Here is a 20,971-nt window from a genome sequence, read left to right as displayed (position 1 = left end):
GGAGGGTTACAGAAATGACAACGATTATTAATGATAAAATATCAAAAATAGTTGACGGAAAACGTGTAATTGTGAAAAAACCTGAGTTACTAGCACCAGCTGGTAATTTAGAAAAATTAAAAATCGCCGTTCGTTACGGTGCTGATGCAGTTTTCATTGGTGGACAAGAATATGGCCTCCGTTCAAATGCTGATAACTTCACATTTGAAGAAATGGCAGAAGGTGTTCAATTTGCTAGTAAATATGGTGCAAAAATATATGTAACAACTAATATTTTTGCCCATAATGAAAACATTGATGGTTTAGAAGATTATTTACGTGGTATTGAAAAAGCAGGAGTACACGGAATTATTGTAGCCGACCCACTAATTATTGAAACATGTCGTCGTGTTGCACCGAGTATTGAAGTTCATTTAAGTACACAACAATCCCTCTCAAACTGGAAAGCGGTTCAGTTCTGGAAAGAAGAAGGATTAGAGCGTGTCGTACTAGCACGTGAAACAAGTGCAGAAGAAATTCGTGAAATGAAAGAAAAAGTAGACATTGAAATTGAGACTTTTATTCACGGTGCAATGTGTATTGCATACTCAGGACGTTGTGTATTAAGTAATCATATGACTGCTCGTGACTCTAACCGTGGTGGTTGCTGTCAATCATGTCGTTGGGATTATGATCTTTATACAATTGATAACGGTACTGAAAATCCATTATATACCGAAGAGGATGCACCTTTTGCGATGAGTCCGAAAGATTTAAAACTTATCGAGTCTATTCCGAAAATGATTGAACTAGGCATTGATAGTTTAAAAATTGAAGGTAGAATGAAATCGATTCATTATATCGCCACAGTTGTAAGTGTTTATCGAAAAGTAATTGATGCATATTGTGCCGACCCAGAAAATTTTGTCATTCAACAAGAATGGCTAAAAGAGCTTGATAAATGTGCGAATCGTGACACTGCGACAGCATTTTTTGAAGGAGTTCCTGGGTATAAAGAGCAAATGTTTGGTAATCATAGCAAAAAGACGACGTTTGATTTTGTCGGTTTAGTGCTTGATTATGATCAAGAAACGAAAATGGTTACGTTACAACAACGTAATTACTTTAAACCTGGTGATGAAGTAGAATTTTTTGGACCGGAAATTGAAAACTTCACACAAAAAGTAGAAAAAATTTGGGATGAGGACGGTAATGAGTTAGATGCAGCTCGTCACCCGCTTCAAATCGTGAAATTTAAAGTGGAACAGCCAATATACCCATACAACATGATGCGAAAGGAGCAATAACTGCTAATGGGTAAAAAACCAATTGTTATTGGTGTAGCCGGTGGGTCTGGCTCGGGGAAAACAAGTGTTACAAAATCAATTTATGAACATTTCCAAAACCAATCTATATTAATTATTGAACAAGATTATTATTACAAAGATCAATCAGAATTACCTTTTGAAGAACGGTTAAAAACAAACTATGACCATCCACTTGCTTTTGACAATGATTTATTAATCGAGCATATAAAACAATTACTAGAGCATAAAACTGTTAATAAACCAGTTTATGATTATACGTTACACACACGTTCAAATAAAGTAATTGAAGTGGATCCGAAAGAAGTTATCATTTTAGAAGGAATTCTCGTATTAGAGGACGAAAGATTAAGAAACTTAATGGATATTAAGTTATTTGTTGATACCGACGCAGATATTCGTATTATCCGTCGCCTTTTACGAGATATTAAAGAACGTGGTCGTACTATCGACTCGGTCATTGATCAATATGTGAATGTGGTACGTCCAATGCATAATCAATTTATTGAACCTACGAAACGTTATGCAGATATTATCCTTCCTGAAGGTGGACAAAATCATGTAGCAATTGATTTAATGGTAACAAAAATTCAAACAATTCTTGAACAAAAGGCGATTATGTAATAATATATGGGAAGTTAGAGATTTTTCCAATAGTGGAAATGAATGTTTGATGTATTCCATTTTATGGGTACATCTTTTTCCACATATACATAGAAGACCCACTTTTTTGAATATGGAAGATACAACAACCTCTTACCAAAAAGGGAAAGTGAATACTAGAAGGAGTGAATATAAATGGCACAAGAAAAAATTTATCCAATGACATTAGCGGGGAAAGAAAAATTAGAAAAAGAATTAGAGGAATTAAAGACGGTACGCCGTAAAGAAGTAGTAGAGCGTATTAAAATAGCACGTAGCTTCGGTGACCTTTCCGAGAACTCTGAGTACGATTCTGCAAAAGAAGAGCAAGCGTTTGTGGAAGGACGTATCACTTTATTAGAGCAAATGGTTCGTAACGCAAAGATTATTCAAGAAGATGCAAATAGCGATGTTGTAACTCTAGGTAAAACGGTTGTATTTAAAGAGCTTCCAGATGAAGAGGAAGAATCATATACGATTGTTGGTAGTGCAGAAGCTGATCCTTTTGAAGGTAAAATTTCAAATGAATCTCCAATGGGCAGTTCTTTAATGGGTAAAAAAGTTGGCGATGAAGTGACGATTCAAACTCCAGGTGGAGAAATGAACGTTAAAATCGTTAACATAAAATAATATAAGATTAAAAAAGAAACACCTCGTCCAAAATGAAGATGAGGTGTTTTTTATGCATCAAAAGATGAAAGGCCGAATCCAAACTTTAAGTGTTTTCTTAATTGTATTATTTGTAATCCTTACTGGTAGATTAATGCAAATTCAACTGATAAGTACAGAATCTTTTTCAACGAAACGAATTAATTTAATAGAAAAAAGCGTAGAACAGCGTACGCAAAGTTTAGTTGTCGAGGAAGGTAGAGGTCATTTCGTAGACCGACATGGAAAAGCTCTTACCCACGATTTTTATCCAACAGTAATATTGTTCCCCTTCTTAAAAAAATTAGATTGGCCGAAGGAAGAACTCGCGTCTATTTTACATGTTCCATCATATACATTAGAGCGGGTAGTGGAGAGTATTACTACTCCAGTATTGCTAGAGCAAAACGGTCAGGCAATTCAATTAACGGAAAAGCAGATGCAAGAGATAACAGACTTACAGTTTCCAGGAATCATTTCGATGGTTCGTTCATTTCGAATTGATGATAAAAAAGCGGAACATTTAATTGGCTTAACAAGTGAAAACGAACGAGAATTTATGAATCGGTACGAAGATAAAATAAAAGTGGATTATTTTTCCAAAAAAACTCCTATTGGTGTCACCGGATTAGAGTTAGCCTTTGATGAATTTTTATTACCAGAAGGTTCAACAAAACTGTTGTACCACGTTGATCGAAACGGTGGTCCTCTTTTTGGATTAGATGTGAGGTATAGTGCACCAGCTAATCCGTATTACCCATTAACAATTCAAACGTCTATTGATCGAGAAGTGCAACAAATTGCCGAAGAGATAGTAGAAAAGGCAGGGATAAAAAAAGGTGGAATCGTACTGTTAGATATCGATACAAATGAAGTTCTTGCAATGGTTTCAAAGCCGGATATTAATTGGAATGACCCGTTCGGAGACAATGGGACAAAAAACTATATGTTGGAACGTCAATTCCCTGGCTCTGTATTCAAAACAGTCATTGCCGCAGCCGCTATTGAAAAAAATTTAGTGAAGGCTAATCGTCCATTTGACTGTAATTTAAATTTATACGGTGAAAGAGGAGAGCGGCAGGGCGCGTTATCCTTTGAAGAGAGTTTTGCGCAAAGCTGTAATTATACTTTTGCATCATTAGGTTATGAATTAGAACAGAAAATGCCTGGTATTATCGAAACATATGCTAGTAGACTTGGTCTAATTGAGCCAAGCGGCTGGAAAGGTAATGTCTTTCATTTAAGGGACTTTAAACAAATTCCACAAGAGGAAACAGGAATTATATGGGGTGATGGTCAGCGCAGCCAAAAAGAAATCGCGCAAACTTCAATAGGACAGAAGGAAGTGCGCGTAACACCGTTAGCGATTGCTAATATGATGGCCACAATTGCTAGAGGAGGAAAAGCAATGGAGGTAAAGGTAGTGAAGGGAATTCATTACCGTACCGGTTCGCCACTTTATGAATTTCCATCCCATTCTTTAAAGGTGGAAGGAGTCTCTAAATATACAACTATTAAATTGCAACATTTATTGAGAGAAGTTGTTCAAAACGAAAAAGGAACTGGTCATAGTTTTCATAAGTTACCATACGCTGTAGCTGGAAAAAGTGGAACAGCGGAAACCGGTCTACGAAATAGTAACGGAGTTCCTTTAGTTAACCGGTGGTTTGCAGGTTACTTTCCGTTTGAGAAACCTAAATATGCACTAGTTGTAGTAGATTTAGAAACGGAGAACAGTAGGAAGGCGATGGCAAATGCTTTTTATCAAATGGTAGAAAATATTTTTGAAAAGGATAAGCACAATGAAACTTTAAAAGAGGGGAGAGCCCTGTTACAATAATAAAAAAAGATAAAGAAAAACGGAGGAGAAACTATTGTCTTACGTAAGCGGACCAAGATATAGTCGTACAGCTAGAAAAAAGAAATCTAATAAAATTTATAATATTTTAATTGCGATTGTGTTTTTATTAATCATTTTCTTTTCCGTAAAACTTTTTTTCGGAAGTAGTTCAACTGCACCAGCAACAACGAACAACGATGAGAACCCTGTTGTAGGAGATTCACAAGAGAATAAGGAGCCTGAAGAAGAGGAAACAGGTGTAACGGAAGAAGAGCCTGAAGAACAAGCGAACGAATCAGAAGAGCCACCAGCTACTGAGGAAAGTAATGAAGAAGAAGAACCAGTTACAATGGAAGAGGAAGTATCGGATGATGAAACTATTATTCGAACGTTAACTGGTAATTGGGCACCAGTTGGTACTAACCAGCAAGAGCCACATGCTTCGGTTTATGATCCAAATCATGTAGATTGGTCGGAGAAAATTCTTGCGATTAATCGTGCATTAGGTGTACAGGAAAATGATTATACGTTATGGTTTTTAGGAAACGGTGGAAATGAGCATGCTGCAATTGCTCGAGTAACGGTGAAAGCTTCTAATGAGCATTACAGAGTGTATTTACAATGGGTCACAAATGAAGGTTGGAAGCCTGTTAAGCTAGAGCAAACGGTTGATAAGGATATGTAAGATACGAAAAAAAGTGCATCCGGATAAATGGGTGCACTTTTTTGTATGTCTAACCATCCTTAAAGTAGGATTGCAGATATAAGCTTGTTCGTTTCACTTCGCTACAGACGCTTGCTTGGTCGACCGTACCGCTTTCGTCTGTCGCACGGTCGACACTAGCACGTCCTGTGCGTCCCCGCGGGGAGATGTCTAGCTTCGGCGGCTAGGTCAAGCTCAAACTTCCCTTTTCCTCCGATTGCCAAATTACTAAATGTTTTTCTTTAATTTAAAATGAACGACTGCGCTATAAAATGTTTTGCCTTCTTCTGTTACATGCATTTGGTGTGAGACAGAATGTACAGCTAAAAGTATCGCTCGGTTATGTTCAATTTGTTCGTCGATTTTTTTTTGTAATTCTTTTATATTTGCAGCTTCAAAAAATTCAATTTTATCCTCTAACAGTTGAAAATCTAAATTCATTATTAGTCCCTCCAAAACAAATCCTATTAGCCTATCCTACCAAATAATCTATAAGAAGAAAACAATGGAATCAAGTACATTTTTATTGATGAAATGGTGTATGTATGGTAGATTAAGAACAGTTATTATTTTAATTCATACTATACTTATAGGAATTATATAAATTATTCGGAGTGATGAAAATGGGCAGAGAGTTTATCGAGCTTTTTGAAGATTGGGCTAACTATTACGATGCAACAGTTTCTGGTCAAGATGTTGAATATACGGAAGTATTCCGTGGATATGAGGATATATTAAAAAATGTAGCAAATAAAGCGATAGGTAACGTATTAGAATTTGGTGTAGGTACTGGAAATTTAACGCAACATTTATTAAATAAACATTTACCTGTTTATGGTATAGAACCATCACCTTCCATGAGAGAAATTGCGGAGGAGAAGCTTTCGAATCATGTAAAAGTAATGGACGGAGACTTTTTACAGTTTCCACCTATAGACGAAGAAGTTCATTCCATCGTAAGTAGTTATGCTTTTCATCATTTAACAGACGAAGAAAAAGAGAAAGCGATCGAGCTTTATAGCAACATGCTTAGTAAAAATGGTAAAATAGTATTTGCTGACACAATGTTCGAAGATAAAAATGCTTATCAAGTAACAATTACTCATGCAGAAAAAAATCAATTCCTAAACCTAGCAGAAGACTTAAAAACGGAATACTATACAACCATCCCCGTACTGAAGCAGATTGTAGAAAAATACGGATTTTCTGTTCAGTTTACGAGGTTTAATCATTTTGTTTGGGTGATGGAAGCGACGAAAAACTAAACGTTTAAAGCGAGGGAATTATACATGAACGTAGCAATAATCGGAGCAATGGAAGAAGAGGTAACAATTTTACGAGACAAAATAGAAAACATGGAGCAAACAACAATTGCAGGCTGTGAATTTTACAGCGGAACATTAAATGGTGTTCAAGTAACATTATTAAAATCAGGTATCGGAAAAGTAAATGCAGCGTTAAGTACAACGATTCTGCTAAATAATTTTAAACCAGACGTTGTTATTAATACTGGTTCTGCAGGTGGCTTTTTATCTTCTTTAAATGTTGGAGATGTAGTTATTTCAACAGAAGTTCGTCACCATGATGTAGATGTAACGGTGTTTGGTTATGAATACGGTCAAGTGCCAGGTCTACCAGCTGCTTTTGTAGCAGACGAAAAGCTAATGGAAGTTGCGAAAAAAGCAGCAGAACATGTTTCTGGAATGCAAGTAGTTGAAGGGCTAATTGCAACTGGAGATTCGTTTATGAATGATCCTGTTCGCGTGGAGGCTGTACGTGAAAAAATGCCGAACCTATATGCAGCTGAAATGGAAGCCGCAGCAATCGCTCAAGTATGCCATGCATTTAAAACTCCATTTGTCGTCATTCGTGCCCTTTCCGATATTGCCGGAAAAGAGTCGAATGTGTCATTTGAACAATTTTTAAGCAAGGCAGCTCTTCATTCTTCTCAGCTCATTGAAAATATGTTAACCGAATTAAAAGGGTAAACAATCTGGAGGAAAAGGTCTTGAAAGTATATAAAAATGTCCATCAACTTATTGGTAATACGCCTATCGTAGAATTAACGCAATTCGAATTACCAGAAGGAGTACGACTTTTTGCGAAGTTAGAGTTATATAACCCAGGTGGTAGCATTAAAGACCGTCTAGGCAGAGAATTAATCGAGGCTGGAGTTCGTTCTGGAAAGTTAAAAGAAGGTGGAACAATTATTGAGCCGACTGCTGGTAATACGGGAATTGGCTTAGCGTTAGCGGCAGTTGGTACAAACTATAAAGTGATCGTTTGTGTTCCTGAAAAATTCAGTATCGAAAAACAGGAATTAATGAAAGCGCTAGGTGCTGAAATTGTCCATACACCAACTAGTGAAGGTATGAAAGGGGCAATTGCGAAAGCGCAGGCACTATTAAATGAAATTCCAAACTCCTATTGTCCGCAACAATTTGGAAATCCAGCAAACCCAGAAACGTATTTTAAAACACTAGGTCCAGAAATGTGGGAACAACTAGATGGACAAATTGATGTGTTCGTAGCTGGAGCTGGTACAGGTGGAACGTTTATGGGGACTGCGAAATATTTGAAACAGCAAAAGAGCGAAGTGAAAACTGTTATTGTAGAACCAGAGGGTTCGATTTTAAATGGTGGCGAAAGTGGACCTCATAAAACAGAAGGAATTGGAATGGAGTTTCTACCAGGCTATATGGATACGGCGTACTTTGATTCGATCCATACTGTATTAGATGTAGATGCCTTTGCAAGGGTAAAAGAACTGGCCACAAAAGAAGGACTATTAGTAGGTAGTTCATCTGGCGCAGCGCTGCATGCAGCATTGGAAGAAGCAAAAGTGGCAAAACAAGGAACGAACATCGTTACTATTTTTGCAGATAGCAGTGAACGATATTTAAGTAAGAAGATTTATGAAGGGGGAATTTAAACATGCATAAAAAGACAAAGCTTATTCACGGAGGGATTGTTGGTGATCCTCATACTGGTGCGGTAAACACACCAATTTACCAAGTGAGTACGTACAAACAAGAAAAAGTAGGAGTATTTAAAGGGTACGAATATTCTCGAACAGGTAACCCTACACGTTATGCTTTAGAAGAATTAATTAAAGACTTAGAAGGTGGAAAAGCTGGTTTCGCGTTCGGTTCAGGAATGGCTGCTATCACTGCAGTAATGATGTTATTCAATAGTGGTGACCATGTTGTGTTAACGGATGATGTGTACGGCGGAACTTACCGTGTAATGACAAAAGTATTAAACAGACTTGGGATTGAGTCTACTTTTGTTGATACTAGTAACTTAAAAGAGCTAGAAGCAGCTATTCAAGATAATACGAAAGCTATTTATATTGAAACACCTACAAATCCGTTATTAAAAATTACAGACATTCAGCAAGCATCGTTAATAGCTAAACGTCGTAACCTTTTAACAATCGTAGACAATACATTTAGTACACCATACTGGCAAACACCAATTTCACAAGGTGCAGATATTGTACTTCATAGTGCAACGAAATATATCGGTGGACATAGTGATGTAGTGGCAGGTCTTGTTGTAGTTAACTCCGACAAACTAGCGGAAGACATGCATTTTGTCCAAAACTCTACAGGTGGTGTGTTAGGACCACAAGACTCTTGGTTACTAATGCGTGGAATTAAAACGCTTGGTTTACGTATGGAAGCAACAGAAAAGAACACTCGTCGTATCGTCGAGTTCCTAGAAAGTCATCCTTTCGTACAAAAAGTATATTACCCAGGATTAGAAGATCACCCAAACCACGATATTGCTAAAAAGCAAGCAGGCGGTTTCGGTGGAATGGTTTCATTCGATGTTGGTAGTGAAGAAAGAGCGGATCAAGTATTAGCAAACGTAAAATACTTCACGCTAGCAGAAAGCTTAGGAGCGGTAGAAAGTTTAATTTCTGTTCCAGCACGTATGACACACGCATCTATCCCTGCTGAACGTCGTGCAGAGCTCGGAATTACAGATGGGTTACTTCGTATCTCAGTTGGAATTGAAGATGTTGAAGACTTAATTGCAGATTTGAAAAATGGGTTAGAGGCATAAAAAAAACGAGCTAGTTTCTTTCTAGCTCGTTTTCTTGTTTATTTCCAGCTCAAATGCTCATTTTCATAGTTGAGAAGAGAAGCGAGTTGAATTAAATCGTCCTTCATTAATTGTATTCCCTCATCTGAAGAAGTCTTGATAGTAAGGTCGTTATAAATATAAAAATAATAAATAAAATTTTCTGTTACAACTTGTAAATGTACTCCACCATATTCTTGGTTGGATTGTGTCAATACTCCTCTCTCATTACCAATCTGAATTTCTTCCGATGTATAGGAAGTGGCTGGAAATTTTTTATGAGGAAGTAATAGCTCCATAGTTTCATCAACGGTTCTTTCATTTTTTTGCGTGTGTATACTTATGCTACCACCTAAAGCATACATATAAACTGCTTGACCGGTTAATGTTTTATCTTCTGTAAGGTACATGGATAATTCAGGAGCTCCAATAATACGTTCCATATGTTTTTCCGCATCCACTGGAAATACAGTACGCTCTAATCCTTTATCCGTTAAAATAATTCTGTCGTTTTCTTCGTAATAAAGGGCAGTTGAACTACCGCTCATATTTAAAAACGAACTAGTAGTATCTTTAATAGTCTGTACATTAGATACAATAAAAAATGCAATGAGGGCCACAGAAGAGAGAATAGATGCAACATAAAACCTTTTAAATATGTTAGCCTTTCGTTTTTGAACAGCTATATCACTTTTTAATCTTTGTAAAGTAACTTCCGCTCGGTCGATGTCCCACTCTGTATCATACTCCAATCTTTTTAAGGTTCGATCTAAAACATTCTCATCCGTATTCATAAAATGTTACCTCCTTTTTTAATTTTTCCTTTAATGCTTTCAGCGCTCGGAACATCGTTGCTTTTACTTTGCTTTCGGAACAATTTAAAATCAATGCCGTTTCTTCAATCGAAAAACCTTTTACTTTTCTAAGTAAGATCACTTGTTTATATGAGTCTTTTAGTTCACTTAATGCTACAAAAAGTTCTTCAGAGTTTTCCTTAATAATAAAAATCTCTTCCGCAGATAAGCCTTGTTCTCCTTTATTCCGAAATACTTCTTTAAATAATTGAATCGGTTTCATTTTTCTTATATAATCGACCGTTACGTTATGTGCAATTCGAAATAACCACGTTTTGGGAGAAGAATCTCTACGGAATCTATCGAAATTTTTATACGCTTTGACAAACGTTTCATGTGTTAAATCTTCAGCTTGTTGTGGATCTTTTACAAGTACCACTATGTATTTATAGATCGTTTGATGGTACTGGCGATACCATTGTTCTATTTCAGATTCTCGTTTATCTATCAATACGTTCACTCCTCTCTTTTAAAATTATCACTGTTTAGACGGCTAGCTAAAGGAAAAGTTGTGAAAAATGTAAAATTAATTTTTTATGTCAAAACGTTATTCCTCGTTTACCGAAATAATCCGTGATATAATATTTTTCAGGATACATAATATTCATAAATTTCATATTTGGGGGAATACGATGACAACTTCACCTGCACTAGATGCAAAAGTTCAATCTGCTTTAGAAACATTTAATCTTTTAGATGAAAAACTATGCCATTATAGTGATGTGCTAGGCTTATTAGGTTGGGATTCTAAAACGGTGGCTCCAAAAAAAGGGAGAAAGTTCTTCTCTAAAGCGATCGGAACACTGTCAACCGAATCTTTTAAACTTTCGATTTCAGAAGAAATGGGTAACTGCTTACAAGTATTAACAGAGGAAGGCGTATACGAGCAGTTGGATGATGTAACAAAGGCTTGTATTAGGGAGAGAAAAAATCAATACGAAAAATCCAAAAAAATTCCAACAGCTGAATATCAAGAGTATGTCATTCTTGTAAACAATGCGAACCAAGTTTGGGAAGAAGCTCGAGCTAATAATAATTTTTCTTCCTTCGCACCAGTGTTAGAAAAAATTGTTACAATCAAAAAGAAGTTTGCTGAATATTACGGGTATGAAGGACATCCGTATAATGCGTTATTAAACGAGTTCGAGCCGGGGTTAACAGTCGAAAAACTCGATCCATTATTTAAAGAGCTTCGTGAAAAATCAGTAAATCTATTAAACCGTATTCAGCAATCTAGTTCTCAACCGCGTAAAGATATTTTTGCACAAAAATATGATATTGACGCACAAAAGAAATTTAACCAGTATATCCTTCCGTTATTAGGCTTTGATATGAACGGCGGTCGTTTAGATGAGACGGTACATCCTTTCGCGCAGTCAGTTAATACTGGAGACGTTCGTATTACAACTCGTTATCTAGAGGAAAATGTTCGCTCAGCAATCTTCGGAACGATTCATGAAGCTGGTCATGGAATGTATGAGCAAGGGGTAAATGAAGAGTTTGAAGGAAAAGTAATTCGTCGTGGAACGTCTTTCGGTATTCATGAGTCTCAATCTCGTTTCTTAGAAAATATGGTAGCTCGTAGTAAAGAGTTTTGGACTTACTTTTATGGGGATTTACAGGATCATTTTCCAACACAATTACAAGATGTATCACTTGAAGATTTCTATCGTTCCGTTAACCTTGTAGAGCCTAGTTTTATTCGTGTCGAAGCGGATGAATTAACCTATAATCTTCACATAATGATTCGCTATGAGATTGAAAAGGCGTTAATTGGTGGAGAAATTGAAGTGAAAGACTTGCCAAAAGTATGGAATGAAAAGATGAAGGACTATTTAAATGTAACACCGGATACGGATACAGTTGGGGTGTTGCAAGATATTCACTGGTCATTTGGTGGTTTCGGCTACTTCCCATCGTATTCCTTAGGCAACCTATATGCTGCTCAAATGTTAAATACTATATTAAAGGAAATGCCGGAATTTTACACTCACATTGAAACTGGAAACTTCTCGGAAATTCGTGAGTGGCTACGTGAAAACTTCCATCAATATGGGAAACTGTATACTCCAAACGAATTAATCGTAAAAGTAACAGGAGAAGAACTTAACGCGAAATATTTAGTAGAGTATTTAGAAGAAAAATATACAGCAGTATACAATATTTAAGATGAAAAGAGGTGACTTCCATGGAGGTCATCTCTTTTTTTTTACAATATTTACAAACAGAGAATAACAGCTATTTATGATAAAGTAGTAGATACAGAGGTGATTTTAGTGGATATTCAAAAACTAAAAACTAGAATGAAAGATTATCAAAGATATGCAATGATTTTAATGACTGTGAGTGTATTTTTATATATTGGTGTAGCATTTCAACATGCAGGCAAAGAGCCACTTCAAATTTATTTAATGATGGGTACAACATCTCTTTTCCTTGCTCTAGCAATCTTCTTTGTATTTCAAACGAGAAAGTTAAAAAAACTAATTAATGAACAACAAGAAGATTAAGACCGTTCCTATTAGTGGATGGTCTTATTTTTTTTTGCTTTTGTTTATGCAAAAGAATTTGACCTTATAGCTCCAGAGCCTATCATCCAGGGCGAGTTGCCTACGCAAGTCAACATCAGCTCCCCTTTGCTCCCAAAGTGTTTCCTTTATCTCCTGCGGAAAAGCTCCAGTTTGATTGGACCTAAGCAAGCCGCATCCACTTTTGATCGAACGCCCTTCGCTTTTGGATTCGTCTAGCTCCGGCGGCTTGGCCCTATCAAACTTCCCATTCCGTCCGTACGATAAGTCAACATCAACTCCCCTTCGGCTCCCAAAGCGTTTCCTTTATCTCCTACCGGAATAGTCCAGTTTGTACGGGCCAGAGCGAGCCGCCTTCGCTTTTGGAATTTGTCGAAATAAAATTCTAAAAATTATGTTTACAAGGATGGTAATGTTGGATATAATTACCTGTGTAATAAAAAAAGTGAGATAAAGGAGGTCGAATAAAATGATCAGAATCAATGCAATGATGAAACAAACTAAATATGCTTTAAACGTTCGACCAAGCGGAGCTGTGCTCACTTATTAATGTATTGCACTAATCTTAACTTATACATTAAGCTGCAGGTGGAATGTCCGTCTGTGGCTTTTTATATGCTTTAAAAGTCGCAACGGGATACTTGCGGCTTTTTTGTGCCTAAAAACGAAGGGTGGTGAAATAGTATGACATTAAATCTTTTATTTTTAACCGTAACGATTTCAAAAAGAACACAAACGGTAGATGAATATTTACATTATGAACAAATTCACAAAAGGTTAGAGGAACAGAAAGTGCGTCAACTGCTGAACACTTATTTGTAAAACGAAAGGATATGAAAAAGAATGACATTAAATCTATTATTCATGACAGTTACAATTTCGAAAAAAACAACGTCTGTAGAAGAATATTTACATTATGAACAAGTGAGCAAAAGTATAGAAGAGCAGAAAGCTCAACATCCTTTGTACACTCATCTGTAATAACAAGGTGGTGAAAACATATGACATTAAATTTACTTTTTATAACAGTAACGATTAAACGTTACAAAGAAAGTGTAGAAGAAACACTTCATTATGAAGAAGTGCAAAAAAGAATGAACGATGAGAAAGTGAAACAACTAATGGATTACCGTCCATACTAATTTCTGAGAAATGTAGAAAGGGAGGGAATAGTGATGATCATAAAAGTAGTGTATTTACATTGGATGAAAGTGGAGGAAGATTCCACTTAGTTAAAGGAATCGGAGGGAAACGGGAATGTTTTTACATGTAATGCTGCCATCAGTTATTTGGAAACTGATTAATAAGAAACGCAGAGGATAAAGTCCTCTGCGTTTTTAGCTACTCGTTATTCTAAATAAAAGCCATTTTCACTAGCGTAGTTTTCAATACTCCAAATCCCTATTTCTTGTTTTTGTGCTTCCTTCTGGATAGATTGAAAATGATCGACATACTTCGTATTAGGCTCATATATGTAGGCAACTCTTGCCAACCCATTTCGTAGCAGTTCTTCTTGAATATTTTTATCTTCCACATAAAGGTAAGCTAATAAGCGCCCGTATCGGTCCCGCTCACTAATATCAAACTCTAGTTCAACAGTCCCGCCCTCTAACAACTTCTCAACATACTCAGTTGCTTCCACCGCGAAAGGTTGAGGCTCTTCTGGCGTAGAATGATTCATTTCAGGTGTGTCAATTAACAAAAATCTTACTCGTTCCTCTTTTCCATTAATTAAAACTCTAATTGTGTCGCCATCTATCACACTCGTAACGGGTACTTCTATTCTTTGAGCTTCTTCGCTGTTGTTTAAAGAACAAGCAGCAGCTAATAAAGTGATTAACAATAATAATAAAATGATTTTATGTAGTTTTCTCATGCTGACCTTCCTTTTCTCACAAAATTGCCATATTTCTTTAAAGAAATGTTCAATTCTTCCAAAGTGCAACTGCCCTTTAAACACTTATACTATAAGTATAAAGGAAAAGGAAAGAGGGATGCTACATGTTTTCCGCTGTGATAGGACTTGTCATAACGTTAAGTATTTTATTAGTAATTGGTTCAGAGTTGAGTACAGAAGAAATATAAAGAAATACAAAACACACGAGAAATTAGAATCTCGTGTGTTTTATTTCGATTTAAAATATAGTCGAAATTTTATATTATTTATCCGTATTTTGTAAGAAATAAAAAGAGTATAAGTATATGGAAGTAGTACAGTAGTATGATTTTATAGTTTCGTATGTTCTTTCTCTCTCAAATATAGTATTATAACTTTACTTTGAGTTCTTCAATTTTCTCCTTAATATGTTTAACGAAGGTTTGGTCTTCTTGTAAAATAAAAATATCAATTGATTTTTTAAAGTGTTCAATTGCGAGTAGATTGTCATCCCTTAAACTATAATTATAGCCTAGATGATAATATATATCCCCTAATAAATACATGTTATTATGTTTAATACACCATCTAACACCTTCTTTACAGGTGGATATGGATTCTTCTAATCTTTTTAAACGAGTTAAAGATTTTGCCTTATTATATAATAGTTTTGTTTTAATTGTTGGATCATGAATGTATGAAATTTTAATATAATGAACCAAAGCTTCATCGTATGTCTTAATTGCATCCATATAGCAACTAGTTTCCGAATAAATAATTGCAATACTATTTAAAATTTCAACTTCTCTTTCACCTAGCAATTTTGAAGTCATTTTCGTAAGTTCAAGTGCTTCTCTTAACAATTTTAAAGAGGCATTTTTGTCATTCTTCAAATGGAAAATACAAATTCCTTCACTCCATAAAAGGAATTGTTTGTATTTCCTATTATTAATAAATAAGCTGTTTTTCTTTTCTGCTTCAACGATTTTATAGACTTCTTTGTAATCACACTTAACGAGTAAATCTCTTACTTGAGAAATTACTTCTTTAACATACGATAACCTAGGGTTGGTAGCTAGGTCATAAAAATAATTAACATCTACACCTAACCTTTCAGCTATAAAATATAATGTGTTTGCTAGCGGGTACACTTCTCCCTTTTCTATTTTACTTATTTGTGACTGTGTGCAAATACCGTCACTTAATTCCGCTTGGGAAATTCCAAGTTCAGATCTTAGGATTTTTATCTCTCTCCCAATTATTGAAAAGTCCAACTTTATACCCCCTTAAAAATATTCCTACAGTTATAATTTTTATGTAAATTAGAGAAAAATAGAGGAAAGCTTGTATTTTCTAGCCCAAATCGCCTATAATCGCAAATACGTCAATAATTAATATGTTGTATTATTCTTTATAAGAATAGTTTACTAATTTTATTGAATCTTTGTAAAATAAAAAAATTGGAGGTTGGTTGTAATGAAAAAATTCTTAATTACTCTTTTAGTTGTTTCTTGTGCATTGTTTGGTGCTAGTGCGGTGTCAGCGAGTCCATTAGAAATTACTCCTAACGAACTACCACACCGTCACTAAGGAACTGATACTTATGACGACGACTAGTACTAATAAAAAAAGTTCACCATTTTCTTGCTTCTGGTTTATTGTTGTAGATCGTGATGGGGTAGATAGAAAGAATAACTATCGCGTTGCACAGTTAGTGGATTACAAAAACAAATCTTTAGAAGAAGTTGCCAAATGGTTTGAATCATTGTTTCACGAGTACAGCGTCATCAAAGTTGGAAGAGGAACACTTCCGGCAAACTTGAAAGAAATTCCATATATTCATTATTAAGTCTCTCCTATTAAAAGGGGAGGCTTTTTTGTGTTCAATTAAATGCAATTTGTAAAAGCTAAGTTTTCTAAAAATTATACCATTAGTTGAGCGTGAAATACATTAATATTCATTATTTTACCAACAATATTTTTGACAGGTACATGCACAGAAAAGCCCACCTCTACATAAGAATTAATACTAGGCTCTTGCCTATGACAATAAGGTGGAGGTGAGAATGTGTCGAGTTTATTAGCATCAATAGGATACTTATTTCGAGAGTTAGTTTTCTTAGTTTCCTATGTGAAGAATAACGCATTTCCACAGCCATTATCCGCTGCAGATGAAGCAAAATATTTGAAGCTGATGGCAGAGGGCAATGAGGAAGCAAGAAATACACTAATCGAACATAATTTACGACTAGTCGCCCATATCGTAAAAAAGTTCGAAAACACAGGTGAGGATGCTGAAGATTTAATTTCAATTGGAACGATTGGTCTAATTAAAGCAATTGAAAGCTACCATACTGGTAAAGGAACGAAACTAGCTACTTACGCTGCTCGGTGTATCGAAAACGAAATACTAATGCATTTGAGAGCTTTGAAGAAAACGAAAAAAGACGTTTCCCTTCATGACCCGATCGGTCAAGATAAAGAAGGGAATGAAATAAGCTTAATCGATGTGTTGAAATCAGAATCAGAGGATGTTATTGATACAATTCAACTAAATATGGAATTAGAAAAAATAAAAGAATATATCGATGTATTAGATGAAAGAGAGAAAGAAGTAATTATTGGGCGTTTTGGTCTTGATTTAAAAGAAGAAAAAACACAACGTGAAATTGCTAAAGAACTTGGAATATCTAGAAGCTACGTTTCACGTATTGAAAAACGTGCGTTAATGAAAATGTTCCATGAGTTTTATCGAGCAGAAAAGGAAAAGAAAAAAACATAGTAATTGGAGCAACCGTCTATAGGCGGTTGTTTTTTTAATTAATCCGAAAATCCTCAACAATTCTACTACAATTTTCTTTAATCTGTGCGCATGCCCGGTCCAAATTTAGGTGAATGCATATGTTGTAGTATAAACCGTAAGCTAGAGGAGGAGAAAAGAGTGTACGGATATCCTTATGTAAATCCTTGTTGCCCACCTCCATATCCAATTGCGTGTGGTCGCCCTGGTTTTGGAGCTGGCTGGTTATTTGCACTAGTAGTTATTCTTTTCATTTTACTTCTACTAGGTGGAGGCTACTGGTGCCGCCAGAAGTTTTTAAGGTAGAGGATGTATATAGCGAAATGAAACGCAAATGAGGAACTTACGTTTTTATCCAGAAGCTTATGCCCGCGCATAAGCTTTCCATTTTCTCTAACTCCTTCGACTCTCGAATATTTTGTAAAACTAATAGTTTTGAATTGTGCAAAAATTAATTTTCTTTTATAATAAAGACAACTACAAAAAAGGGGGATATAACATGGCGGTAACAACTTATGTAGATACTTGGGATTTAGAAGTATTTTTTAAAGGTGGAAGTGAATCAGAGGAATTCCAAACATACTTAGAGGGTATACATACAGACCTTAACGAATTTGAAACAACTATAGCCAATTTTAACATAGAACAATTAGAAGAAGTGCTCGATCAATTTGAAAGTATCCTTAAGAAAATTGGTCAATCGTCCGCGTTTGTAAGCTGTTTATTTGCAGCAAATGTAACAGATAAAAAAGCCCAGCAGCTACAAGGAAAAGTAGCGGCATCTTATGCGAAGCTACAAGGTTTATTAAGTCAATTAGACGAACAGTTTATTCAATTAGCTGATGAGGAATGGAATACTCTCCTTTCCTCTAAATCATTAGCACCATTACAATATTTTTTAACAGAAAGAAGAAGAAGAGCAAGCGAAAAGCTATCTGCAACCGAAGAAAAATTAATTACTTCGCTATCTGTCGATGGGTATCACGCTTGGGGTAATTTATACAATTCTATTGTTGGAAGAATTAAAGTTCCTTTTGAGGGAGAAGAGCTCTCTGTTGGACAAGCTCATAATAAATTTTCAAGCGGTGATCGGTACGTTCGTAAAACAGTTTTTGAAAACTGGCAAAAAGCTTGGCGAAAAGAAGCGGATACGATTGCTTCATCCTTAAACCATTTAGCAGGTTTCCGATTATCGGTATACGAAAAACGCGGTTGGGATTCTGTGTTAAAAGAGCCACTTGATAATAACAGGATGAAAGAAGAAACGTTAAATACAATGTGGCAAGTAATCACTGATTACAAAGAGGTATTTTCCGAGTACTTACAAAGAAAAGCGAAACTTCTAGGTTTAGAGAAGCTTAGCTTTTACGACGTAGGTGCACCATTATCTCAAAATGAAACGAAGCTTTCTTACCAAGAAGGAGCAGAGTTTATTTTAGAACAATTTGCTAAATTCGGTCCAGAATTAACGAAGTTTACTCAAAAAGCATTTGAAGATCGTTGGATAGAAGCGGAAGATCGACCAGGAAAAAGACCAGGTGGCTTTTGTACTAGTTTTAAAGATTCTGGTCAATCACGAATCTTTATGACGTACTCTGGGACAATGTCCAATGTATCAACGTTAGCACATGAGCTTGGCCATGCATTCCACCAACACGCAATGGCAGGAGTACCAGTGTTAAATAGTTTATATGCAAGTAACGTTGCAGAAACGGCTTCTACTTTTGCTGAAATGATTGTTGCGGATGCGGCTGTGAAAAATGCAAAAACAGAGGAAGAAAAATTAGCATTGCTAGAAGATAAAATCCAGCGTAGTGTAGCATTTTATATGAATATATATGCTCGCTTCTTATTCGAAACAAGATTTTATGAAGAGCGTAAAAAAGGATTAGTATCAGCAGAAAGATTAGATGAGCTGATGGTAGAAGCACAAAAAGAAGCTTTTAATGACCAATTGGCTGAATACGAGCCAACATTCTGGGCATCGAAAATGCACTTCTTTATTACACAAGTGCCATTCTATAACTTCCCTTACACATTCGGTTATCTTTTCAGCCTTGGAATATATGCGCAAGCGTTAGAAGAAGGAACAGCATATGAAGAGAAGTATATTGCACTATTAAAAGATACAGCAAGCATGACAGTTGAAGATTTAGCTGCCAAACATTTAGGTGTTGACTTAACTCAACGTGACTTCTGGGAAAAAGCAGTTCAACTATCTGCTCAAGACGTAGAAGAGTTTTTAAGACTTACAGATAAATAATGGGGCTGTCCTAAAAGTCAGTACAAACTGACTTTTAGGGCTTTTTTTGTTAGTTGACCTTAAAGGGCACAAATACAAATTTTTCTTTAATAGAATGGTATAGATTACTACTTTATTGTTCCCCAAAGAAAGAACTCTTCTTAAAAACAATAGTAGTACTCTATAGAAGATGGTATAATATCAGTCGGAACAAATTACAATATGAATTATACATAATCAATAGCCTATACTAGGAGGAAAAATATTGCGCTCGTTTTTTTATCGTTTTTTTATTGAATTAACGAACCATCGGTTATCATCTTATATCATAAAGTCTTTTGCACAATCAAAGTTAAGCAAGTTAATCGTTCCTTCCTTTGCAAAAGTGTATAACATTAACCAAGAAGAAATGCATGGCGAACTATCATCTTTTCCGACATTACAGCAACTATTTATTCGTACATTAAAACCTGGAGCTAGGAAAATAGATGAAGCATCAAACACAATCGTTAGTCCAGTAGATGCAGTTGTAGAGAAGTCTGGCCCCATTACAGAGAACCTAGAAATGATTGTAAAAGGGAAGCACTATTCGATAAAGGATATGCTGTCTGATAAAAGTATCGCAACGAAGTATATGGGTGGTACATACGTCATTCTTTACTTAAGTCCAAGCCATTACCATCGTATTCATAGCCCAATTGCCGGTCGTGTTACAAATCAATGGACGTTAGGCAAGAAATCTTATCCAGTTAACCGTTTAGGACTACTATACGGAAAGGATCCTCTTTCTAAAAATTTTCGAAAGATAACAGAACTAGAAAGTGACGGCAAGCATGTGGCTGTCGTAAAGGTTGGGGCAATGTTCGTTAATAGTATTGAGATGACTCATAAAGGTGAAGTGTTACAAAAAGGTGAGGATATGGCATACTTTTCTTTCGGCTCAACGGTAATACTTTTATTTGAAAAGGGCACTGTGGAATTGAATGATGCATTGAAAGAAAAAGCAGATGTTAAAGTAGGGCAAGTTATTGCAAGTTGGAAGTGATAGATCCAATAGACTGATGGCTATCTTATTGTCATCAGTCTTTTCTTTGACAAAGAAAAAAGTCCATAAAGGACTTTAAGATGCTTTAATTTTATGGCTGAGACGACGACGTTGTATTTCTAATTCAATTAAACGAATAAAGTCTGAACTTAATTTTAATTCCGTAGCTTTAAAATATGATTCTAATAAAAGCTCATCAGAGAGTTTTCTCATACTGGGGAGGACTTAGCCTCGTACACCTCCTGCTAATATTGTATACTATCAAAAGCGATGAACTGTCAGCTAAGAAGATGGAATCGATGTGGTAGACAGTATTAGTGAAACACCGTCAAAAATAAACGATTTTTCCTATTGTTTTAGTCTATCTATAACGTGATCAACATATAATATTAATTTGATA

The 20,971-nt window shown here is 35.7% G+C and carries 25 protein-coding genes; 19 read left to right on the top strand and 6 right to left on the bottom strand.

Translation table 11 applies throughout. The features are described from left to right. Window positions 1-14: 14 nt before the first annotated feature. From O1A01_RS18685 to O1A01_RS18665, 5 genes are all read left to right on the top strand, one after another. The gene (locus tag O1A01_RS18685; RefSeq protein WP_066414854.1) at window positions 15-1,286 is read left to right on the top strand and encodes a peptidase U32 family protein; all 1,272 of its coding nucleotides are present in this window, start codon (window positions 15-17) and stop codon (window positions 1,284-1,286) included. A gap of 6 nt (window positions 1,287-1,292) precedes the next feature. Beyond that, window positions 1,293-1,928: a uridine kinase gene (udk, locus tag O1A01_RS18680; protein ID WP_066414853.1), complete on the top strand. Its 636-nt coding sequence runs from the start codon at window positions 1,293-1,295 to the stop codon at window positions 1,926-1,928. Between the two features lie 174 nt (window positions 1,929-2,102). Beyond that, window positions 2,103-2,576, top strand: a complete 474-nt coding sequence (greA, locus tag O1A01_RS18675; protein WP_066414850.1) for a transcription elongation factor GreA — start codon at window positions 2,103-2,105, stop codon at window positions 2,574-2,576. Between the two features lie 52 nt (window positions 2,577-2,628). After that, window positions 2,629-4,434, top strand: coding sequence for a peptidoglycan D,D-transpeptidase FtsI family protein (locus tag O1A01_RS18670; RefSeq protein ID WP_270064720.1), 1,806 nt, complete (start codon window positions 2,629-2,631; stop codon window positions 4,432-4,434). A gap of 34 nt (window positions 4,435-4,468) precedes the next feature. After that, a complete protein-coding gene (locus tag O1A01_RS18665) occupies window positions 4,469-5,119 on the top strand; it encodes a YrrS family protein (RefSeq protein ID WP_066414847.1) in 651 nt (216 codons plus the stop codon). A 246-nt stretch (window positions 5,120-5,365) separates the two neighbouring features. Here the strand turns inward: O1A01_RS18665 and O1A01_RS18660 are convergent, their stop codons facing one another. Then, a complete protein-coding gene (locus tag O1A01_RS18660; RefSeq protein ID WP_066414844.1) occupies window positions 5,366-5,578 on the bottom strand; it encodes a DUF2536 family protein in 213 nt (70 codons plus the stop codon). Between the two features lie 182 nt (window positions 5,579-5,760). On the opposite strand from O1A01_RS18660, the gene O1A01_RS18655 reads away from it, so the two are divergent. From O1A01_RS18655 to O1A01_RS18640, 4 genes are read left to right on the top strand one after another with little or no spacing between them, the layout of a single operon-like run. Then, on the top strand, window positions 5,761-6,402 hold the full coding sequence (locus O1A01_RS18655; RefSeq protein ID WP_270064719.1) for a class I SAM-dependent DNA methyltransferase: 642 nt from the start codon (window positions 5,761-5,763) through the stop codon (window positions 6,400-6,402). 24 nt (window positions 6,403-6,426) lie between these two features. After that, complete coding sequence (gene mtnN / locus O1A01_RS18650) at window positions 6,427-7,125, top strand: 5'-methylthioadenosine/S-adenosylhomocysteine nucleosidase (RefSeq protein ID WP_270064718.1); 699 nt, start codon at window positions 6,427-6,429, stop codon at window positions 7,123-7,125. 20 nt (window positions 7,126-7,145) lie between these two features. After that, complete coding sequence (locus O1A01_RS18645; protein ID WP_066414836.1) at window positions 7,146-8,069, top strand: PLP-dependent cysteine synthase family protein; 924 nt, start codon at window positions 7,146-7,148, stop codon at window positions 8,067-8,069. Between the two features lie 2 nt (window positions 8,070-8,071). Continuing rightward, window positions 8,072-9,208 carry a bifunctional cystathionine gamma-lyase/homocysteine desulfhydrase gene (locus tag O1A01_RS18640; RefSeq protein ID WP_066414834.1) on the top strand — a complete coding sequence of 379 codons (1,137 nt, stop codon included), beginning with the start codon at window positions 8,072-8,074 and terminating at the stop codon, window positions 9,206-9,208. 38 nt (window positions 9,209-9,246) lie between these two features. On the opposite strand, the gene O1A01_RS18635 is transcribed toward O1A01_RS18640, so the two are convergent. Beyond that, window positions 9,247-10,020, bottom strand: coding sequence for a hypothetical protein (locus O1A01_RS18635; RefSeq protein WP_270064717.1), 774 nt, complete (start codon window positions 10,018-10,020; stop codon window positions 9,247-9,249). After that, a complete protein-coding gene (locus O1A01_RS18630; protein ID WP_066414820.1) occupies window positions 10,007-10,531 on the bottom strand; it encodes an RNA polymerase sigma factor in 525 nt (174 codons plus the stop codon). The genes O1A01_RS18635 and O1A01_RS18630 overlap by 14 nt, the downstream gene beginning before the upstream one ends. A 181-nt stretch (window positions 10,532-10,712) precedes the next feature. Here O1A01_RS18630 and O1A01_RS18625 point away from each other — a divergent pair, with 181 nt between their 5' ends. The 5 genes from O1A01_RS18625 (at window position 10,713) to O1A01_RS18605 (ending at window position 13,750) form a co-directional block, all read left to right on the top strand. Further along, on the top strand, window positions 10,713-12,248 hold the full coding sequence (locus O1A01_RS18625) for a carboxypeptidase M32 (protein WP_270064716.1): 1,536 nt from the start codon (window positions 10,713-10,715) through the stop codon (window positions 12,246-12,248). A gap of 108 nt (window positions 12,249-12,356) precedes the next feature. Then, window positions 12,357-12,590 carry a YrhC family protein gene (locus O1A01_RS18620; protein ID WP_066414814.1) on the top strand — a complete coding sequence of 78 codons (234 nt, stop codon included), beginning with the start codon at window positions 12,357-12,359 and terminating at the stop codon, window positions 12,588-12,590. Window positions 12,591-13,292: 702 nt separating this feature from the next. Next, complete coding sequence (locus O1A01_RS18615; protein ID WP_084380354.1) at window positions 13,293-13,430, top strand: YrzI family small protein; 138 nt, start codon at window positions 13,293-13,295, stop codon at window positions 13,428-13,430. A 21-nt stretch (window positions 13,431-13,451) separates the two neighbouring features. After that, the gene (locus tag O1A01_RS18610; RefSeq protein WP_084380352.1) at window positions 13,452-13,589 is read left to right on the top strand and encodes a YrzI family small protein; all 138 of its coding nucleotides are present in this window, start codon (window positions 13,452-13,454) and stop codon (window positions 13,587-13,589) included. Between the two features lie 20 nt (window positions 13,590-13,609). Next, the gene (locus tag O1A01_RS18605) at window positions 13,610-13,750 is read left to right on the top strand and encodes a YrzI family small protein (protein ID WP_084380350.1); all 141 of its coding nucleotides are present in this window, start codon (window positions 13,610-13,612) and stop codon (window positions 13,748-13,750) included. Window positions 13,751-13,956: 206 nt separating this feature from the next. Here O1A01_RS18605 and O1A01_RS18600 read toward each other — a convergent pair whose 3' ends face one another. Beyond that, entirely contained in the window at window positions 13,957-14,484 is a 528-nt protein-coding gene (locus O1A01_RS18600) for a thermonuclease family protein (RefSeq protein WP_270064715.1), read from the bottom strand. A gap of 389 nt (window positions 14,485-14,873) precedes the next feature. Next, complete coding sequence (locus tag O1A01_RS18595) at window positions 14,874-15,758, bottom strand: helix-turn-helix domain-containing protein (protein ID WP_066414810.1); 885 nt, start codon at window positions 15,756-15,758, stop codon at window positions 14,874-14,876. 329 nt (window positions 15,759-16,087) lie between these two features. Here O1A01_RS18595 and O1A01_RS18590 point away from each other — a divergent pair, with 329 nt between their 5' ends. The 5 genes from O1A01_RS18590 to O1A01_RS18570 all read left to right on the top strand — a co-directional run bounded on the left by O1A01_RS18590 (window position 16,088) and on the right by O1A01_RS18570 (window position 20,571). Then, window positions 16,088-16,333, top strand: a complete 246-nt coding sequence (locus O1A01_RS18590; protein ID WP_270064714.1) for a hypothetical protein — start codon at window positions 16,088-16,090, stop codon at window positions 16,331-16,333. A 219-nt stretch (window positions 16,334-16,552) separates the two neighbouring features. Further along, window positions 16,553-17,266: an RNA polymerase sporulation sigma factor SigK gene (sigK, locus tag O1A01_RS18585; RefSeq protein WP_066414802.1), complete on the top strand. Its 714-nt coding sequence runs from the start codon at window positions 16,553-16,555 to the stop codon at window positions 17,264-17,266. Between the two features lie 159 nt (window positions 17,267-17,425). Further along, window positions 17,426-17,590 (top strand): sporulation protein YjcZ, encoded by a 165-nt coding sequence (locus tag O1A01_RS18580; RefSeq protein ID WP_157076625.1) that lies wholly within the window; start codon window positions 17,426-17,428, stop codon window positions 17,588-17,590. A gap of 193 nt (window positions 17,591-17,783) precedes the next feature. Next, entirely contained in the window at window positions 17,784-19,547 is a 1,764-nt protein-coding gene (locus O1A01_RS18575) for a M3 family oligoendopeptidase (protein ID WP_066414800.1), read from the top strand. Window positions 19,548-19,791: 244 nt separating this feature from the next. Beyond that, window positions 19,792-20,571, top strand: coding sequence for a phosphatidylserine decarboxylase (locus O1A01_RS18570; protein WP_270064713.1), 780 nt, complete (start codon window positions 19,792-19,794; stop codon window positions 20,569-20,571). 75 nt (window positions 20,572-20,646) lie between these two features. Here the strand turns inward: O1A01_RS18570 and O1A01_RS18565 are convergent, their stop codons facing one another. After that, window positions 20,647-20,784: a sporulation histidine kinase inhibitor Sda gene (locus O1A01_RS18565; protein ID WP_066414795.1), complete on the bottom strand. Its 138-nt coding sequence runs from the start codon at window positions 20,782-20,784 to the stop codon at window positions 20,647-20,649. Between the last annotated feature and the right edge of the window lie 187 nt (window positions 20,785-20,971).

The organism is Sutcliffiella sp. NC1, assembly GCF_027594365.1.
Classification (GTDB): Bacteria; Bacillota; Bacilli; order Bacillales; family Bacillaceae_I; genus Sutcliffiella; species Sutcliffiella cohnii.
This window is presented reverse-complemented; position numbering and strand designations above follow the sequence as displayed.

What these genes read in the sequence shown, in the direction of transcription:
- O1A01_RS18685 (WP_066414854.1), top strand. Translation starts at nt 15, where the DNA reads ATGACAACGATTATTAATGATAAAATATCAAAAATAGTTGACGGAAAA.
- udk (WP_066414853.1), top strand. Translation starts at nt 1,293, where the DNA reads ATGGGTAAAAAACCAATTGTTATTGGTGTAGCCGGTGGGTCTGGCTCG.
- greA (WP_066414850.1), top strand. Translation starts at nt 2,103, where the DNA reads ATGGCACAAGAAAAAATTTATCCAATGACATTAGCGGGGAAAGAAAAA.
- O1A01_RS18670 (WP_270064720.1), top strand. Translation starts at nt 2,629, where the DNA reads ATGCATCAAAAGATGAAAGGCCGAATCCAAACTTTAAGTGTTTTCTTA.
- O1A01_RS18660 (WP_066414844.1), bottom strand. Translation starts at nt 5,578, where the DNA reads ATGAATTTAGATTTTCAACTGTTAGAGGATAAAATTGAATTTTTTGAA.
- O1A01_RS18655 (WP_270064719.1), top strand. Translation starts at nt 5,761, where the DNA reads ATGGGCAGAGAGTTTATCGAGCTTTTTGAAGATTGGGCTAACTATTAC.
- mtnN (WP_270064718.1), top strand. Translation starts at nt 6,427, where the DNA reads ATGAACGTAGCAATAATCGGAGCAATGGAAGAAGAGGTAACAATTTTA.
- O1A01_RS18640 (WP_066414834.1), top strand. Translation starts at nt 8,072, where the DNA reads ATGCATAAAAAGACAAAGCTTATTCACGGAGGGATTGTTGGTGATCCT.
- O1A01_RS18635 (WP_270064717.1), bottom strand. Translation starts at nt 10,020, where the DNA reads ATGAATACGGATGAGAATGTTTTAGATCGAACCTTAAAAAGATTGGAG.
- O1A01_RS18625 (WP_270064716.1), top strand. Translation starts at nt 10,713, where the DNA reads ATGACAACTTCACCTGCACTAGATGCAAAAGTTCAATCTGCTTTAGAA.
- O1A01_RS18615 (WP_084380354.1), top strand. Translation starts at nt 13,293, where the DNA reads ATGACATTAAATCTTTTATTTTTAACCGTAACGATTTCAAAAAGAACA.
- O1A01_RS18610 (WP_084380352.1), top strand. Translation starts at nt 13,452, where the DNA reads ATGACATTAAATCTATTATTCATGACAGTTACAATTTCGAAAAAAACA.
- O1A01_RS18605 (WP_084380350.1), top strand. Translation starts at nt 13,610, where the DNA reads ATGACATTAAATTTACTTTTTATAACAGTAACGATTAAACGTTACAAA.
- O1A01_RS18600 (WP_270064715.1), bottom strand. Translation starts at nt 14,484, where the DNA reads ATGAGAAAACTACATAAAATCATTTTATTATTATTGTTAATCACTTTA.
- O1A01_RS18590 (WP_270064714.1), top strand. Translation starts at nt 16,088, where the DNA reads ATGACGACGACTAGTACTAATAAAAAAAGTTCACCATTTTCTTGCTTC.
- O1A01_RS18575 (WP_066414800.1), top strand. Translation starts at nt 17,784, where the DNA reads ATGGCGGTAACAACTTATGTAGATACTTGGGATTTAGAAGTATTTTTT.
- O1A01_RS18565 (WP_066414795.1), bottom strand. Translation starts at nt 20,784, where the DNA reads ATGAGAAAACTCTCTGATGAGCTTTTATTAGAATCATATTTTAAAGCT.